This is a genomic window from Antarcticibacterium sp. 1MA-6-2, from assembly GCF_021535135.1.
Taxonomy (GTDB): Bacteria; Bacteroidota; Bacteroidia; order Flavobacteriales; family Flavobacteriaceae; genus Gillisia.
This window is the reverse complement of record NZ_CP091036.1, coordinates 1,242,870-1,259,477: the sequence shown is the minus strand read 5'-3', so window position 1 is coordinate 1,259,477 and position 16,608 is coordinate 1,242,870. Positions and strand designations below refer to the sequence as shown.

Annotated in this window: 15 protein-coding genes and 1 pseudogene; 5 read left to right on the top strand and 11 right to left on the bottom strand. The window is 35.9% G+C overall.

Annotated elements, in window-relative coordinates:
* Window positions 1-53 precede the first annotated feature (53 nt).
* Window positions 54-296 (bottom strand): hypothetical protein, encoded by a 243-nt coding sequence (locus tag LZ575_RS06315; protein WP_235329903.1) that lies wholly within the window; start codon window positions 294-296, stop codon window positions 54-56.
* Between the two features lie 486 nt (window positions 297-782).
* Between LZ575_RS06315 and LZ575_RS06310 the strand changes: the two genes are divergently transcribed.
* Window positions 783-1,133: a hypothetical protein gene (locus LZ575_RS06310; protein WP_235329902.1), complete on the top strand. Its 351-nt coding sequence runs from the start codon at window positions 783-785 to the stop codon at window positions 1,131-1,133.
* Window positions 1,134-1,243: 110 nt separating this feature from the next.
* Here LZ575_RS06310 and LZ575_RS06305 read toward each other — a convergent pair whose 3' ends face one another.
* Window positions 1,244-1,876, bottom strand: coding sequence for a hypothetical protein (locus LZ575_RS06305; RefSeq protein ID WP_235329901.1), 633 nt, complete (start codon window positions 1,874-1,876; stop codon window positions 1,244-1,246).
* Window positions 1,877-2,259: 383 nt separating this feature from the next.
* Between LZ575_RS06305 and LZ575_RS06300 the strand changes: the two genes are divergently transcribed.
* Window positions 2,260-3,606, top strand: coding sequence for a serine hydrolase (locus LZ575_RS06300; protein ID WP_235329900.1), 1,347 nt, complete (start codon window positions 2,260-2,262; stop codon window positions 3,604-3,606).
* An 84-nt stretch (window positions 3,607-3,690) separates the two neighbouring features.
* Here LZ575_RS06300 and LZ575_RS06295 read toward each other — a convergent pair whose 3' ends face one another.
* From LZ575_RS06295 to LZ575_RS06255, 9 genes and pseudogenes are all read right to left on the bottom strand, one after another.
* Window positions 3,691-4,149: a small multi-drug export protein gene (locus LZ575_RS06295; RefSeq protein WP_235329899.1), complete on the bottom strand. Its 459-nt coding sequence runs from the start codon at window positions 4,147-4,149 to the stop codon at window positions 3,691-3,693.
* A gap of 10 nt (window positions 4,150-4,159) precedes the next feature.
* Window positions 4,160-5,113 carry a calcium/sodium antiporter gene (locus LZ575_RS06290; RefSeq protein ID WP_235329898.1) on the bottom strand — a complete coding sequence of 318 codons (954 nt, stop codon included), beginning with the start codon at window positions 5,111-5,113 and terminating at the stop codon, window positions 4,160-4,162.
* A 10-nt stretch (window positions 5,114-5,123) separates the two neighbouring features.
* Entirely contained in the window at window positions 5,124-5,630 is a 507-nt protein-coding gene (locus tag LZ575_RS06285; protein WP_235329897.1) for a hypothetical protein, read from the bottom strand.
* 653 nt (window positions 5,631-6,283) lie between these two features.
* Window positions 6,284-6,763 (bottom strand): annotated as a pseudogene (locus LZ575_RS06280) (glutathione peroxidase).
* 178 nt (window positions 6,764-6,941) lie between these two features.
* A complete protein-coding gene (locus tag LZ575_RS06275; RefSeq protein ID WP_235329896.1) occupies window positions 6,942-7,529 on the bottom strand; it encodes an HD domain-containing protein in 588 nt (195 codons plus the stop codon).
* The gene (locus LZ575_RS06270; RefSeq protein ID WP_235330682.1) at window positions 7,530-8,219 is read right to left on the bottom strand and encodes a YitT family protein; all 690 of its coding nucleotides are present in this window, start codon (window positions 8,217-8,219) and stop codon (window positions 7,530-7,532) included.
* Between the two features lie 243 nt (window positions 8,220-8,462).
* Window positions 8,463-9,500 carry an adenylate/guanylate cyclase domain-containing response regulator gene (locus LZ575_RS06265; RefSeq protein ID WP_235329895.1) on the bottom strand — a complete coding sequence of 346 codons (1,038 nt, stop codon included), beginning with the start codon at window positions 9,498-9,500 and terminating at the stop codon, window positions 8,463-8,465.
* A 10-nt stretch (window positions 9,501-9,510) separates the two neighbouring features.
* Window positions 9,511-9,888, bottom strand: coding sequence for a response regulator (locus LZ575_RS06260; protein WP_235329894.1), 378 nt, complete (start codon window positions 9,886-9,888; stop codon window positions 9,511-9,513).
* A gap of 11 nt (window positions 9,889-9,899) precedes the next feature.
* Window positions 9,900-11,231 (bottom strand): sensor histidine kinase, encoded by a 1,332-nt coding sequence (locus tag LZ575_RS06255; protein WP_235329893.1) that lies wholly within the window; start codon window positions 11,229-11,231, stop codon window positions 9,900-9,902.
* 518 nt (window positions 11,232-11,749) lie between these two features.
* On the opposite strand from LZ575_RS06255, the gene LZ575_RS06250 reads away from it, so the two are divergent.
* The 3 genes from LZ575_RS06250 to LZ575_RS06240 are packed head-to-tail and all read left to right on the top strand — an operon-like array spanning window position 11,750 to window position 16,601.
* Entirely contained in the window at window positions 11,750-13,099 is a 1,350-nt protein-coding gene (locus tag LZ575_RS06250) for an SdrD B-like domain-containing protein (RefSeq protein WP_235329892.1), read from the top strand.
* A 29-nt stretch (window positions 13,100-13,128) separates the two neighbouring features.
* The gene (locus LZ575_RS06245) at window positions 13,129-13,554 is read left to right on the top strand and encodes a two-component regulator propeller domain-containing protein (RefSeq protein ID WP_235329890.1); all 426 of its coding nucleotides are present in this window, start codon (window positions 13,129-13,131) and stop codon (window positions 13,552-13,554) included.
* Window positions 13,518-16,601 carry an ATP-binding protein gene (locus LZ575_RS06240; RefSeq protein WP_235329888.1) on the top strand — a complete coding sequence of 1,028 codons (3,084 nt, stop codon included), beginning with the start codon at window positions 13,518-13,520 and terminating at the stop codon, window positions 16,599-16,601. The genes LZ575_RS06245 and LZ575_RS06240 overlap by 37 nt, the downstream gene beginning before the upstream one ends.
* Window positions 16,602-16,608: the final 7 nt, after the last annotated feature.

Below are 16,608 nucleotides of genomic sequence, written 5' to 3'. Positions count from 1 at the left end.
AAAAAAATATTATAATCTTTTCAGATCAAATAATCTAAGAATTATAATCTACTTTAATTTAACTTTTTTGAAGCTTTTCCTGACACAGGTCTTTGAGGTTTTTGTGCACAGCCAATTTTAGTAATTGCAATTATTCTTTGCCCACAGTCTCCCATTCTCGTGATTTCACTCATAGCTTCTTTGCGGGAACTATAGATCTTCGCATTCTGGATTCTTCCAATTTCAGTCTTCCCGGAAGATCCTTTAAAACCGGAAAAATACCAGCCCTCTCTTTGTAATTTGATTAGAAATTTCATTTGGCAATAATAATTTAGACCCAGGTAAAATTTAACCAAGTGAGGGTCTAAATATTACCGCGTGTCGAATTAATAATAAGGATAAATAATGGTGGAAATTTAGAGGAATTTATTTCCAAATATTGCTTCTCTAATTTACTTGCGAAAGGCGAAACTTCAAATTCTTTTATTTTTTTTAACGGTTGTTTAACATTTAGGAGTCTATATATAAGCGTTTTCTACAATCTACACTCATATAAATTGGAAGATCACAAATTGCACATTTCTTAAATGAATATGGAATATGAAGAGAAGAATTAGTAAATAGAAAATATTTGTCAATGTAAATTTCATAAAAGGTTGAAATTGCGAAAATCTATTTGAGTAAAACAAGACTTTAAAATTTCAACGGAACCTCTTTCAAAAATGGGAAAATTTTAATAATCAGCAAGTTATACCTATTCTATAATCAGTTATATTTAAATTTAATTATTAAACATTTATAAGATGGTGCAGTTCGGAATTTGGGAGGTCGATTTAAATTTCGGCCTAATCGGCAGGCCTCTTAACTTGCCGGAATTTTACCTGGAAATAAATAAACTGTGGGAAACTGAAGAAACAGGAAGTGGTACAACATGGAAGTGGCCTATCTATTATGCTCATTATTCCTGGTTTACTCCCCAGGTTGCTCACGACTTTAATAAAGCTTTTTTTTATGCTCATACATATTTCGAAAGTCAGAGGCCCCATCCTCCGCTTGATAGTTTTGATTATGATGCCAGGACCATTCAGCAACAAACAGAAATTTTAGGAGATTATCTATATGGACCAGATGAAGAAATGATTTTGGAAGCCTGAAAAATGTTGAGTTGATGTTTTTGTATTCTATAGTAGAAAGGTGGAAAATCGTATAAAAGGAAAGGCAGGATTTTATTCCTGCCCTTTTTAAAATATTCTTATATTAAATGTTATTCATGGCATACTAAAGAACAAGCTTCAATTGCAGTAAACCAACCTTTTCCATTAGTAAGAGCAATTGTTGGTACTCCTCCTGTGTTAGAACAGGAATTTAGTGCTGCTCTACATTGCTTTACATTCTCGGCTTCAGATAATTCAATTAAAGCCCCAATAACTGGTGAAGGCTCCTTAATTAAAGGATCGCCATGCCATTTGTTTGAAGAAGAACTAGCAGTTCCAGGTTTATATTTTACCGAGGAAATAAGCTGACCATTACTTAACTCTACATCAAATCTGAAAAAACCGCTTTTCAATTCTTCAAAATTTGAGAAGATCATAAATTCTCCTGTTTCTGGATTTGTAATAGTTAAACCTTCAATTGCATGTTTGTCTTCAGTAGTAGTGTAGGACAAATCATTTACAAATTTGAAGTTATAGTCTCTGTTCTCACTAAGAAATTTGGCGGTCTCACCTGTTTGTTTGAAAATGTAGGTTGTAGATTCAATTGCAAGTATACCGTTATTCTCTAGTGCCAGCTCATTCTCAAGAGCATTTACTGCAGTTTCTTCTGAATCTGAACTGCAGGAGTAGAGGGTGAGGGTTAACAGGAATATCCCTGTAACTAATTTTATTTTATTTTTCATTTTGATTTGGGGTTGAATTTTTTTCCTACTCTTTTGATTTTCAGATAGCAAGATTGCTCCTCAGTTAATCTTTTATTTAGTGTCGATTTTTACTTTCACATACTCGACGTTGGAGGGTGAGTCCCTTATCACCATATAACCACTAATAGTGGTTGTCATTTCAAGTTAAATAAAGGTAAATATTTAAAGTAATTTTTTTCAAATTAACGAAAGGTAAAATTATTAAAAAATTGTTAATATTTATAAAATTTGCAAAAAATTTTATATGGGTAAATTCCTTAAATATAATGATCAAAGGTTTTGTTTCTTATCCGGGATGTACTATGAAGTATTGAAATATCTAATTTACTACATTGAATATTTTAATAATTTCTATTTCGGAAATGGTAAAATATTATAAGTTTTTAATTGCTGCCTTTTTACTACTGGTGGTTTTTTTGGGATATATAAATTATCCAAAATTAAATATTATAACGGGGTTTGCCGCTAAAAACGCCTGTTCCTGCATCTTTGAAGCGGGAAGAGATCTGGAATTGGTGGAGACAACAGATAATAATTTTGACCCTGTTAGTTATGCAACTAATAAAGTTAATTACCAACATAAAACAGTAACTTCAACTATTATAGGTCTAAAGGAGAGAAAGGCGGTATATAATAAAGGAATCGGCTGTATTCTGTTACCGGAAGAAAAAACAGAAGAGGAAATAAGTATTCCCAGGCCTGCCCGCCAATTCCATCCAAAAAGCCTTCCCTATCCTTATGGGAACTTAGATCCAGTCGATTCTACTTTTGCTAATATTAATTACATTATGCTGGAACAGGCGATAAATAATGCCTTTGATCCAAATGAGGAGGATATAAAACGTACCCGGGCGGTAGTCGTACTTTACAAGGGCCATTTAATAGCTGAAAAATATGGACCCGGAATAAACAGTGATACAAAACTTTTAGGATGGTCTATGACGAAAAGTATTACTAGTGCAATTCTGGGGATACTTGAGAAGCAGGGGAAAATTTCACTATACCAGGACGAGCTGTTTGAATCCTGGAGCAAAGATGAACGCTCTGCCATTACTTTGGACAATCTTCTACAAATGAATAGTGGTCTGGAATGGGAGGAGGATTACAGTACAATTTCAGATGTTACAAGGATGCTTTTTCAGGAGGAAAATATGGCCGGGGTACAATTATCAAAACCTTTGACAGGAATACGCGGAGTCACCTGGAATTACTCATCAGGAACAACGAATTTATTATCGGCCTTTATTCGCAATCAATTTAAAACTCATCAGGAGTATTTGGATTTTTGGTATAAAGAATTGATAGACAAAATTAGTATGCACTCTATGACTCTAGAACCAGATTTGGCAGGGAATTATGTATGCTCTTCCTATTCCTGGGCTACAGCACGAGATTGGGCTAAATTTGGGCTGTTGTATCTAAATAAAGGATCCTGGCATGGGGAGCAGTTATTTAAAGAATCCTGGGTAGACTATACCACCCGTCCCGCGAACGGTTCTAAGGGAAAATATGGGGCCCACTTTTGGCTAAATGCAGGAGGCAAATATCCCAACATTCCCACTGACTTATATTCCTGTAATGGTTTCCAGGGGCAGCACGTATTTATTATTCCATCTAAAGATTTAGTCGTTGTTCGATTTGGTCTCGCAGAACATCCCCAATTCAATGTTGATACTTTTCTTTATGAAATATTAGAGACAATAGAATAGAAAAGTAAACATATATTAAACGGGTGCTTTAAGCACCCGTTTATAAGTTAATCAATAACTAAGACCTTTTTTTATTCTCATATTTTAGCTCATACCGTTAAATGTGAGAATGGTTATAATCCATACAACTAAACAGGACAAAAAAATGCCAATCGTATTAGCTAAAAAAGCTCTTTTTCTTTCAATTCCAAAGAGATAAGCCGCAATAGAACCTGCATAAACACCTGTTCCGGGGATGGGTAACATTACAAATATGAGCAAGCCCCAAAATCCATATTTTTGAACATTTTTGCCTGCACCAATTTTGGCTTTTCTTGCAACGTAGATTGCAGATTTTTTATAGAATCTCCACTTTAGAAAATACCTGTTTATGTAATCCAGAAATACACTCATAATAGGAAAAATGAGCACATTCGCCAGGAAACAAACCAGGAAAGCCACATAAATATTTATGTTATTAAAAATGGCATAAGGAATTCCTACCTTGGCTTCTCCAAAAGGTGAGACGCTCCACAACATGGCCATTATTACCTCTGTTATCATCTTTAATATCTTATAATTCTTTTGTAATCAACCAGGTCGTATAGGCGATATAGGCAAAAAGCAAAATTGCAGCTTCCCATAAGTCCAAAATTTTCTTTCCTGAAGTAAACATTACTATGAACAGAAATATTGTGCCGCCAAATAAAAGATAGAGGTCAATATTAAACACCTCATCAAATTCTATAGGTCGTACCACGGAACTTACTCCCAGGATGAAAAAAACATTGAAAATGTTTGATCCTATAATATTTCCAACTGCTATATCACAATTCCTTTTAACGGCTGCAACAACAGTAGTTGCTAATTCTGGTAATGAAGTTCCTGCGGCTACTATTGTAAGGCCAATGAGCTTTTCACTTACACCCATCTCGGTGGCTACATCTACAGCTGCAGTTACCACCAGTCTACCACCAACAACCAGGTAAGCGAGCCCAATCGTCAGTAGTATCCAGTTTTTTCCCTGAGAAGTTTGGATTTCGGTTGCTTCAGTTTTGTCCGGTTCTCTCTTTAGCTGTTTATATACATAGAATAAGAACAGGCAAAAGAATATAAGAAGCACAATGCCATCAATTCTCGAAAGAATTTGTTGATCTGTAAAAAAGCTGTTTGCCAATACGAATAAAAGTATCGCAGCTAATAAAGAAATAGGGATTTCCTTATATACTGTACTTCGTTGTACAACCAAAGGTGTAATTAAACCTGCAATACCAAGGATCATAAGGAGATTAAAATTGTTGCTTCCAATTACATTTCCAAAAACAATATCCTGATGATCCTTTACAGAGGCTACCACGTTTACAACGAGCTCGGGAGCAGAAGTGCCAAAAGCTACAATGGTCAAACCAATCGCAAGATCTGATACATTTTTCTTTTTGGCAATTGCAGAAGCCCCGCCAACAAGCCAGTCAGCACCTTTAATTAAAAGCACCAATCCAAGGATTAAGAACCCTATATTAATGACCATTTATTAAAAATTATGCACTTTTTTTCAGGAGAGGTTGGCTATTTAGGAAACCTGCAATTTGGGTGTTCCATTTTTCAGCATGTTTTAATTCAAGGTCTTGAGCAAAATTGATATCTCTGTCATACAAATTAATCAATTTAGTTCCCTGTCCACCAAAGAAGGAAAATTCCAAATCTAACTTTTGAAGTTCACTCTCTTCTTTTTTGCCATTTTTTTTATGGATCTCTGTTACTACAACTCTTGATTGTTTAACTGTAGCCAGGTCTACAAATTCTGAAATAAAATTTTCTTCAATTTTCTGAACAAAGAGTAATTTTTTCTGATTGGTATCAATGCCAATAAAATTGCAGCTCCAATTTTCTTTCAAGTCTATGTTCAGGCCAAGACGAACTGCCTCATCGCGGAATTTATTTTTTAGATTTTTACTTCCACGGTTTTGCACAAATGGAACCAGGATAAATGGTAGGAAAACAAGGCATACTAAGAGTATGGATATAATTATTAATTCAGTATTCATTTTTTTATATTTTAATTTTCTTTTAGGTATAAGACGAAGGTGTACTTACCTGCGATAGGTTGTACACTAATTTAATTTAAGCCCCGTGAGAGCTTGAGCTAAAAGATAAATTAGATAAAAGAATGAAAGGGAAAAATTATTTTAGACACATTGAGCCCGGGATCTATTGACCTTGAGAATTCAATATATCTAATTGCTTTCCTTGCGACATAGGAACTCTGAAAGTAAAAGTTCCCTGCGCCGTTGGAAAAAAGACGAAGTGTATCAAAAGAATTTTCTCCGGATAATGTGCTGAAAAAAAGATCCTGTATATCTTCAGAAATATCATATGATATTCCCTTTTTTTCAAAATCTTCAGTGTTCTCAGTTGAAGGAAATGCAAAACCAGTATTACCCGCAAAGAGCAGAATAAATAAACTTAGCCTCTTTAAAATTAAGAAATTCATTTCCTGAAAATAACAAACAAATGTATTAGATATTTCTGTTAAAAAAACAAAAATTAATTGAGCCTATAAAATAAATTTTAATTTGTTTATTATACAGCAATCATCATTGGTACAACTGTTTTTTCAGAATAAAAAGATCTAGAAAAGCTTAAAATGATTTTTCAAAGTTACCAATTGAGATAGTAAAACAGAGATAGCTCCTGTTACCTATAACAATTTCTGAATATATTTTTCAAGACTCTCCGGTTTTGTTGTGGGAGAAAATCTCTTTACTGGTTTTCCTTCCCGGTTAATCAAAAATTTAGTGAAATTCCACTTTATTCTACTGCCAAAAATTCCACCTAATTCTCCTTTCAAATATTTATAAATAGGATGCGCGTGATCACCATTCACATCAACTTTAGAAAACATTAAAAAATTCACTCCATAATTGATTATACACCCTTCTTCAATAGATTTCTCGTCTCCGGGCTCCTGCTTACCAAATTGATTACAGGGAAATCAATGAATAACCAATCCATCCTTTGTGTACTTCTTATTAAGCATTTCAAGTCCCTCCAGTTGAGGAGTAAAACCGCACTTTGAGGCGGTGTTTACAATTAATACTATTTTTCCTTTAAATGCGCTCATATTAATTTCCTTACCCTTTATGTCAATGGCAGAGATATCGTAGAACTTACTATTCATAGTTACATATTTTCACAAAGATAATAGCCACCTGAAGGGAAACCCTGTGTTTAGCTAAAAATTAAGAGGTAATTATAGAAGCTTATGATCAACTTTTTTAAATGAAAAAACTCTTTGAAATAAAGGTAGAAAAAGGGGGATGAGGGGATAGCAAAAACAAAATTATCTTCTTTCTTATTTATGTGCCATTAACCTTTCTTTTACTACGAGCAGATTTTTCTGTTTTACCTAGCTCCTTTTTACTTTTGCAAAATTTAGTGTGGTACTTGTGGTTTGAAAGGAAATTTATCTGTAATTCATCCCAGGCCCGGTCTTTTATATCTGGTTCAAAATGAAGGATTTCACGGTGTAGATTTCTACTAAAGCTATTAAAAAGTTCGGTTCCCAGGTATTCAAGATCAGCATCTGCTACAATTTTTTCTAGCAGGGTGTTAGGATTTTGCGGCACCTTGGTAGCCTTAATTATTTTGCAGATCTTTTCTTTTTCAACAGGAGAAAAATGTGAAACTTTAAAATCTTTTATGAAAATTTCGCAGCTTAGCTTTTCGTGATCCGGGCGATCCTTAAGGAATCCTGTGTCGTGATAAAGCGCGGCAACCTTTACCAGTAGTAAATCCTGTCCAAAAACATTTTCTTCTTTGGCAATTTCTTCTGCTTTTTGTAATACATACCTGGTGTGATTTGCATTGTGATAAGTAAGCCAGGGGGGAAGGCCCTGTTCCAAATCAGTAATTACCTTGTCGTAAACCTTTTGAAAAAATTCCATTTAATGTTGCAGGTTATTATGTTTCCCTATTCCTCCTGTAACTTCTTTGATCCTTTGCACATAGAAGAATGCCTGGGGATCTATTTCTTTTATAGCCACTTTCATCCTGTGAATTTCAAGCCGTGTTACTATAGTCATAACAATATCACAATCATGCTTAACATTGAATGCGTTTGGAAGATAACCTCTTTCTCCTTTATATACTGTTATAGCTTTACCAAAATCATTAACGATAAGAGACTTAACCTTGTCAAAATCTTTTGAAATGATAGATAAAGCAGTAAATTCTTCGAAGCCGTCAACAATATAATCTGATGTCTTCATGGCAGTATAATAGACCAAAATGGAATACATTGCAGTCTCAATCCCAAATTCAAAGGCTGCACCTATAAAAAGCAGAGAATTGAATGCCATAATAATTTCACTTGTGGAAAAGCCAAATTTCTTGTTTGTGTAATGAGCAATGATTTCTAAGCCGTCAATTACACCGCCTCCTCTAATTACCAATCCTATTCCAAGACCAATAAATAAACCGCCAAAAACCGCAATAAGTACTTTATCACTGGTAACCTGAGGGAAGGTGATGAAATTCATTAAAATTGAAAGTAGAAATACAGCCAGGAGGGCATTCACACTAAAAGTTTTTCCAATTTTTTTATATCCCAGGTAGAGGAAGGGGATATTAAATATTATTAAGGATACACTAACAGGAATATGAAAGATTTCTTCTAAAAGTATAGAAATACTTAGTTACCCCGCCATCAAGAAGATGATTGGGTATCATAAACCCCTGTAATGCGATGAGGGCGCAAAAAACTCCCAGGATCGTATAAATAATTGAAGAGAGAGAAAATATAGATTTCCAGTGTATCTTATTTGAAGAGTTCATATGTAAAATAGTTGTAAAGCATTATTATTTTATTTTCTAATTTTTTAGCTCAATACTTCATAAACCACCACGGGATCTTTTTTATTCTTCATAGAAATAGTCCCGACTTCCCGGCAGCTGAATGACTCCTTGATCAGGTTGTAATTTTGTTGGGTAATAAGGATTTGGTCCACTGTAGCAGCTGCCTGTAACCGGGCCGCGATATTTACGATATCTCCAATGACTGTATAGTCCAGGCGTCTAAGGGTGCAGGAACCAATATTTCCCGATACCATTTCTCCACTGTTTACACCTATGGAAATTTTTGGCTTAAAACCTTCCTCCAGTCGTTCCGGAAGTTCCTGTAATTTACTTTTAATTGAAAGGCAGGCATCCACCGCTCTGTCACAATGGTATTCTCCCTTAAAAACTGCCATTATACAATCACCCATAAATTTGTCCACTATTCCTTTTTGGTTAATGATCTCCTTAACCATTACATCGAAATATTCGTTCAGGAGGTTCACCACTACATCTGGAGACCGGGTTTCACTAATTTTTGTGAATTCAACAATATCAATAAAAACCACCGTGGCTTCTAAAGTTTCATTTTCAAACATAGATGACTCTATTTCCTTTTGACCCATGAAATTAAGAACGGTTTCATCAACATACATTCTTAAAATATCATTTTCTTTGAGGGCTTTAAGAGTTTGACGTATTTGTTTCACATGAGCAAGAGTTCTTTCAATAGTTATTTCGAGATCTTTAAAATCTCTCAGTTTTGTCACAAAATCAAAAGCACCACGATTCATGGCCAGCCGAATGTTTTCCAGGTCCCCATAAGCAGAGACAATTACAGATTTTAAGAGAGCGTTACTTTCATTAATTTTAGATAGCAGGGTAAGACCATCCATCTCAGGCATATTAATATCACTTAGAACAACATCAACATCTTTATGTTGCTCCAGTTGTTCCAGGGCCTGCCTGCCATTAAGGGCAAAAATAAATTCATATTCATTTTGCCTTATCTTTTGTCTAAACTTCTGTTTGATCAGGATCTCTAAGTCTGCCTCGTCGTCAACAACTAAAATTTTGGCCATAATCCTGTATTTAATTGGTCATAATCTCTCTTATTTCTTTTTTTAGGGAAAGAAAGTCAATGGGTTTTGTAAAAAACTCTTTTGCTCCGGAGGAAATAGCTTTATCGTGATTTTCAGTATCACCATAAGCCGAGATCATACTCACTTTTATTGCCGGAAAGCGGGATTTGATCTTTTCAAGTAATTCCAAACCTGTCATTCCCGGCATATTAATATCTGAAAATACGTATACCACATTTGGCGGATCAAATGCTGCGAGTATTTCAAGAGCCTCACTTCCCGAAAAGGCAAAGATCAATTCCAGGTTTTCATTCTTAATTTCCTTTCTAAATTTTTGACGGAATAACATCTCTACATCTCTTTCGTCATCTACTATCAATATCTTCATGGCACTGATTTTTAATTTTCTCTATTTAGAAAAATGGTGAATTTGGTGTAGGACCCTTCGTTAGTTTCTATTTTTAAAACTCCGTTGTGATCTTTAATTATATCCTGAGAAATGCTTAAGCCCAAACCTGTGCCATCACTTCCTTTTTTAGTGGTGAAAAATGGTAGCATCATTTTTTCGCGAATAGCCCCGGGTACTCCCGGACCATTATCTTCTACTTCTACAAGCACTTTATTAACTTCCCGTTTGGTCCTTACTACCAGTTGTGGTAAATAATCTTTGTTATCTCCCTGCTCCAATTTTTCTCTCATAGCATCAAAAGCATTCTTACAGAGATTAAGTATTACACGACTAAAATTTTCAGGATTAATTTTCACCGGGCCTAAATTCTCATCTGTTTCGACTTTTATATCCACGTTAATAGGATTTTTGTTTGCTCGCATTCCGTGGAAGGAAAGATTTACATACTCCCTAATAAGTGCATTAAGATCGGTTTCTTCCATTTTACCACTGCCTCCCCGGCTATGGAGGAGCATAGATTTTACAATACCATCGGCTCTGGTGCCGTGCTGGTGGATTTTTTCTAGATTTGCCTTAACGTCCTTAAGTAAGGAACCTATTTCGTCTGTAATTTCATTAGTTTCTAATTTTTGAAGATTTTCTTCAATTTCATCCAGAAACTCTGCACTCAGTTCAGAAAAGTTATTGATAAAATTTAGTGGATTTTTTATTTCGTGAGCTATTCCCGCAGTTAATTGGCCAAGGCTGGCAAGTTTCTCCTGTCGTAATAACTGGGCCTGGTTTTCCTCTAATTTTTCTGAAAGCTTACCTATCGCAATCGCCTGCTCCTGTAAAAGCTTTTCCTTTTCGGCATCTGGTTTTTGGGAATTTTTCTTCGGAAGAGTTTCAGCTAAAACAAAAGATTTTAAACCGAAGACCTGAAGGCTGGTAGCTTTATAACCTTCTTCAAATTTGTACAGTACAACGGAAACTCTAAAAAAAGGGGGTAAATTAGTTTCATTTTTGGAGGAAGCGAGCTGTAATTCATCAATACACACTGCGCTATCTTCAATCGGGGATACAGATCTAAAAACAGGTTTTACGATCAGTGATCCATTTTTTTCTATATTTTTTACTTTATCTCTTAGATTCCTGAAGCTCTTTTCAAGATCTTTTAAATTGTTTGTTTTAGTGTTTCCAATGTCTGAAAGAAACAGAAAAGAGGGAGCAAAAAGTTCCCCTAAGCTTTTGACCTCAGGATTGGGGATGGGAGATAGGTCTATTATAGCAGTTAAGATGTCTCTATGAACAGTCTCCGGTCTACTCATTTTTGTTGTTTTCATCCTATAGGTATTTAATAATCCTAAAATTTTATGCTGAAGTTTATTTTAAGTATGCTTGTGATTTACTGGATTCTTCCATTCGTAAATGCACCAATAAATTTTCCTTAACCAGATACAGTAACTCCAATAATCCGGAGTTGATGAAAACATCTTTTAAAGGGGAAGTAAGATGTTGTATAATTTTTAGTTAAAACGCCTTGAAAAAATAATATTAATAAGAAAACACTTACAATACCGGGAATTATGTTAAATATTTCTTACATAGTATAAGCAAATGTATAATTATTATGTTAAATATTTTTAAAAATAAGAATAATATTTTATATCTTTCCCGAAGTTATTATACTAGTTTATAACGACTTAGCCCTATTGACTTTGTTGCTGTACCAACCATATTAATACTCTACGATTAAATGGTCATTGAGAAAGGATGAGGAAATCCCGCTCCTTTATTCAAATATTTTGTTAAAGAATTTCTCCTCCCATAACCATTTTTGGACCATTTTAATCTAATTATTATGAAACAATGTATTTCTCTTGTAACAGCTGTGCTGTTATTGGGATTCATGTTTGCAGGTTGTGAAGCAGACGAATCTATTCAACTAATTGAAGCCGACTCAGGAACATCCACGGCTGAAGAAATTTTTCCAACAAATAAACTTCAGGAAGATCATTTACCTGCCTATTTTGTTGCTCAACTCGAAAAATATGAAACTGTTATGCTTAATACCTATACAGTAAACTTCATAGGCAGGACAGTAACAGGAACCGGAAATAACGTAACAACCACTTTTAAGTACAAGGTAAGTGGAGGAGGAGCTACTCCCCAGTTAGACAGTTTTACTCTTGAAATTCCTGGTTGTGCAGGTAATCTACAAAACCAGTCACCCAACAGGGCTTTCAATTTATATGAAGATGCTATTAAATGGAACAAATCGGTTTCTAAAGATGGCAGCCAGGATTATTCAATGACTATGCGAGGAAATATACCTTTAGGGGTTATCAATGTTACAGCCACAAGGGGAAGTATATCTGACACTAAAGAGATTTTGGGTCCCTGCAAAGGGGTATTTACTCTAAATGGTAGTATTTATATTGATGCTAATTCCGATGGTTTTAAACAGGCTTCAGAATCTGGAATACCTTCCTTTCTCATCGATCTATTCGATGAAAATGACAAGTTAATTGCTACAGTTCCCACTTCAGCAAACGGTTCATATTCCTTTATGGTTCTTCAGGGAACCTACAAAATCGCTGTAAATGGAGACCTTCTTAACGACGAAAATTATACAGCTGCTGGTAATACGTTCTTCACTATTGAAAATTTACAGGAAAATGGACTTAATTATAACTTTGGTTATTTAGTTAATACCTCCAAAATTATACAACAGCTGGATGATGGAAAAATTAGAGTCAATACTGAACCTACTAAATTCTGGGTCCAACAAATTAGACATGCCGGAAAGAAAGGAAGTTTATATTCAAAAGAAGATATCAGAAATCTTTTAATAGAAGTTGAAGGCATGTTACTGCCAGAACCATTTCAATTTGGTAATGATAAAGAGGCTATGGCCCTAAGTATATTGTCAAGGCCAATAAGAACAGAGCTGGATGAATTTCTACAGCAGCTTCTCACTGCAGAATTAAACATTGCGAGTGACCGAGGAGCTTTTAATCCTGAAACCAATGAATTGAATTCTGGATTTAATACAGCATTGTTAATTTATTCTGAGGCCGTAGCCTGTACCGATCTGGAAATTTGTCCTGCAGAAACAACAAGTACTTCCCGCAGAGTGGAAGAGATTAAAGCATTAAGATCTAGTGACACTAAAATGCTTTTATCTTTTAATGGCTCCGGGGGTGTCTAGAAACTGAGTATTCACAAATACCATAATTAATGAATTGGAGGTTATATCTACCAATTATTCTCTTATTATCATTGTGGTGTAAAGCGGGAGCACAGGAGCTTCCGCTTACTCACTTTACAAGTGATAGTGAAGTAAACGCTCTACCCTCTGCCCTTGTAACTCATATTTACCAGGACAGGCAGGGCTATATTTGGTTTGCGGTTTTCACATCGGGATTGTTGAGGTATGATGGTTCGGGAATGGAACTTTATGGAAAAGAAAAAGGTTTAAGGGATTTAGGAGTTTGGCAAATAATTGAAGATGGAGAAGGCTATTTATGGGTTTCTTCCGGTTCAGGTCTCGTTGTTTCTGAGAAACCCTGCACGAATATTCAGGTGAAAAAGAAATCAGGTTTACACCACTATTCAAAGGAATTTTATTGGCCAGAGATGAAGCAAGAACAAATCAACATCTAGCAGTAGATAAAGAGGGAAGGGTATGGGTGGCAACCTCAGATAAAGGAATACTTCGATATCATATTGGCGGAGACGCAAAAATTAGTGTTGATACCCTTTCTACTGCTATAACTAGTGAGGGAATGCTCGCCGTTACATCATTGACATCATCCAAAGAGGGAAAAATTCTTGTAGGTCTTGATGGAGGAATTCTGGCAAAATTCGAAAAGGATAAATTTAAAATTATATACGCTTCAGGAGATGTTGATGTTAGCTATAATTTTAATTCCCTGTTCCACGATGATATAGGTTTTATTTGGGTTCAAAGGCAAAATGGGGAACTGCTTAGGTTTACTCCGGGGTCTTCTGTTCCCCATATAATTTACAATGGTTCTCCATCAAATATATCGTCCATTATATCCCTTGGGGACGGTACGATCTTAGTGGGTAACGGAGAATCAGGAATTACCCGGATTGATCAAAAAACAGCTGAAGTAAAAAAAACTTACTCCAGGTCCAGCGGCTTATTAAGTAATAACGTCTACCACGCTTTAAAAGACGAAGAAGGAAATATCTGGATAGCCCAATCGGGAGGGGTATCTAAACTACGGTATAATTTTAATGCTTTTGAAAATTTTACTGCACGATCAGTAACAGGTGAAAAACCTGTTTTGCCTTCAGGAAAGGTTAACACGGTTCTTATTTCAGAAAAGAGCAGTAGTCCCTGTAGATTTTGGGCTGGAACAGAAGGCGGGGGTGCAGTGTGTGTAGACGAATATGGCAATTCAAAATTTATTACCACGGCAGACGGTTTACTGGGAGATTGGGTAAATGGGATTACTACTGACAGTAAAGGCCGTATTTGGATCGCAACTACTCAGGGTCTTAGTGCTGTAGTCTTTGATGAAGAATTACTTCCAAATGAGGCTTTCAATGTGAGGGAAATAGATATTTTTGGCCGTGAAGCTTTTTTATTCTCAATCTGGCAAAGCCCTCCTTTTATTGCTTCAGAAAATTTAAAACTTAGGGATGCAAAGAAAAACTTTTCTGTAGAAAGTCTCTGGTTTCTGGGCAGGAGGATCATTTATGTAATTGTAGATGAGGAGATTTATGAGTTGGGGCCAACGCAGGGACTTCCTGCAACCCGATATAACTCTGTGACTATGGATGAGGAGGGGCATCTTTGGGTAGGAACAGAGGATCGGGGACTTTTTCGAAGTAATGTAATTTTGAACCGTCAAAATATTCCGGTAATAGCAACGGCAGAAAAGAATGTTTTTGAGCAGGTATGGTCTCTTGAGAAAGGTGCACCCACGAACAGTATCGAAAAACTTCTGGTTTACAAGAACAAACTCTGGATGGGCACCCAGTTTGGTTTATTTAAAATGGACCCTACCACTTTTGAAGTAGATGATCACATAAACTCAGCAAAAGGATTACCTGCAGATAATGCTGTGAGCTTTGCTTTTTCTCCCAAAACAGGAAATTTATGGGTGGGTACGAATAATGGACTTGCAGAAGTTGATCCCGAAAAAGGGCAGGTCCTCGATGTAGTGACCCGGCAGGATGGCCTGGTAGATAATGAGGTTTGGCTCTACGGCTCAGTAAAAGTAGATGAAAATGGAAATGTTTTTTATGGTACTTCAAACGGTCTTTCCATTTATCATCCTGAAAAGGATAAACCAAATTTTGTTCCTCCAAGGTTGCAGTTAACCTCGGCAGAAATATCCTATAAAAGTGACAGCCGGAATGAAGTTACATTTGAATACGCCGCTTTAAGCTTTGCGAATGTTTCAAAAGTACAGTACAAAACACGGCTTTTAGGTTATGAGAACAGCTGGTCATTACCTACCTCTGTAAAACGTTTACGATATACCAATCTTCCCGCATATCTGTGGCCAAAGAAATATACTCTTGAAGTCATGGCAGTAAACGAGAGTGGCATTCAGGCCACTGAACCTTTGAAGTATGAATTTGTTGTTCAACCTGTTTGGTGGTTGCAATGGTGGGCATTCTTAACTTATATTATTATTCTGGGGCTCCTGGTCTTTACCATAGATAAGATACAACGTCGAAGACTTATAAAAAAAGAAAGGGATAATGCCCGTTTAAGGGAAGCGGAACTGCAGGCCGAAACCGCCATTGCAAGATCTAACGCCGCAGAGTCCCAGGCTTTGGCTCTTCGTGCCGAAAATGAAAGGAAGGCCCTGGAGCTTGAGAAGGTAAAGGAACTGGAGGTGGCATATAATGAATTAAAAACTACTCAAAACCAACTTATCCAGGCCGAAAAAATGGCTTCCCTTGGTAGATTGGCAACAGGAGTCGCACATGAGATAAAGAATCCGCTTAATTTTATTAACAATTTTGCTGAACTTTCCGTGGATTTGGTTGAAGAACTGGAGGAAGCGAGAAAGAATGGAGATGAAGAAGAAGTTGCTCTTTTAATGCAGGATCTCAGGCAAAACACAACAAAGATTGGCGAACATGGAAAAAGGGCAGATGCAATTGTAAAATCTATGATGCAGCACGCAAGAGGAGGTAAGCCAATTTTTGAACTCTTTGATATTAATGAACTTGTGAGAAAATATATTGATTTGGCTTACCAGGGAAAACGAAAGCAACTTTCTGGCATAGAAATAAATATCAAAAAAGATCTTGAACCGGGAATAGGAGAAATTAAGGTAGTGGGTCAGGAAATAGGTCAGGTATTGATTAATGTTATTGGAAATTCGCTTGATGCTGTTGTTGATAAAAAGAAAAAACTGCAAAATAATTACGACCCCTTCATAAAAATTATGACCCGGAAGTCAGCCAGCTATGTTGAAATTATTATTGCAGATAATGGACCCGGAATTCCAGAAGAAATCAGAGAAAGAATTTTTGAGCCATTCTTCACCACTAAACCTACTGGAGAAGGGACAGGATTGGGATTGAGCTTGAGTTATAATATTATAAAGGGGCACAATGGCTCTTTAAAGTTGATTAATAACGAGACTGAAGGTGCCACATTCATAATTGCATTACCTGTACTTAGAGACCATCCTACAAAAAAGATACTGGTAAAATAAAATACCT